Raw genomic sequence first — 1,251 nt, forward strand, 5'->3', positions numbered from 1 at the left:
CATAATGTATTATGCTCTTATCGTTTTAGTTTGCGTAAAACACACATCAAATTGTTAAAGTTTATTTTATTCGAATTGAAAAACGACTGTGAATCAATTTTCATACTGTTGTGCTTTCCAACCGCATCAATCAATTTATCTTGAGCAAACCCATGCAGTCTTTATGACTTTTAAAACAATTTTAATCAATTAATAGCCATCATCAAAACAATCATCGTTAACTTTCGCCTAACCTAAATTGCGCTAACAAAGGATAATGGTCCGAGCTTTGGGTTGTAATCACCTCGGATGACTCTAAGGTTAGTCCCCGATAATAAAGGTGATCAATAGGATAGCCCATCACTGTTGTACGTTTGTCATCTTCTGGGATGACCGCTATTAAGCCTAATTGATTTGTCATCAGGGTTAACATCGTCAGCCTAGCTTGGCGCCAAGTATTTAAATCACCACCGAAAATGATCGGTCCTTTATGAGCACTCAACGCTGGCAGTAGCTGCTGTAACTGCACAGCATAACTGTCTAAAGCATACTCAAAGTTAATACTGTGCAGGTTAGCCACCAGCAGAGTTTCACCATTCGATAAGGGGAAGTAACTTAACAAACTCGACTTGGGAAACTGTATTAGGGGTTCGGCTGTCAAATATCCGCAACTTTCACTCGCCGCAACCTGAGATAAACTCATTACTCCAAGTGGTATATGGTCCTGGCTAAATGCTTGCACCATTGCCAATTGTTGGTGATTTTGTTGACGCCATAACTGAAATTCGTCAGATAACTTCACCTCTTGCAGCAACAATAATTGATTTTTTTCAGCTAACCGACTGAGCAGCGTTTGCCAGCCAGCATTTTGCTGCTTATAGACATTCCAGCTCGCGACTGCCAATTGGCCATCAGTATCCAATTTAGCGATAGGTAGCAACACATTGAGCAGCAAACGACTCTTGTTCATTATTAATCACTTGAGGTTCTGTCGCTAAATGCACAAATTTTGGCGCAACCACAACTGTCGTCATCAACAACATGACGATAACCAGACTTCCCCATCGAGCAAGCCCAAGCAATTTACGCTTTGGCTGTAAGGTCGATGTTGGCTTTGAGCGAAAAATACCGATGGATAAATACCTCTATTAGTTTTGGGTGTGCTATCTAAAATTGTTGCTAGAAATTGGTTAACTGTAGCTTTAGCCTTAGCTCCTTAGCTTTAGTAACTTTTAGTAACTCTAGCTTTACTAACATTTGACTGATTAACGC

1 protein-coding gene is annotated in these 1,251 nt (G+C 40.2%); it reads right to left on the reverse strand.

What is annotated here, in order from left to right:
- Positions 1–217: 217 nt before the first annotated feature.
- Positions 218–949 carry an endonuclease/exonuclease/phosphatase family protein gene (locus tag CXF78_RS00905; RefSeq protein ID WP_102035720.1) on the reverse strand — a complete coding sequence of 244 codons (732 nt, stop codon included), beginning with the start codon at positions 947–949 and terminating at the stop codon, positions 218–220.
- Positions 950–1,251 lie beyond the last annotated feature (302 nt).

It is taken from the genome of Shewanella sp. 11B5 (assembly GCF_002836795.1).
Classification (GTDB): domain Bacteria; phylum Pseudomonadota; class Gammaproteobacteria; order Enterobacterales; family Shewanellaceae; genus Shewanella; species Shewanella frigidimarina.

What these genes read in the sequence shown, in the direction of transcription:
- CXF78_RS00905 (WP_102035720.1), bottom strand. Translation starts at nt 949, where the DNA reads ATGAACAAGAGTCGTTTGCTGCTCAATGTGTTGCTACCTATCGCTAAA.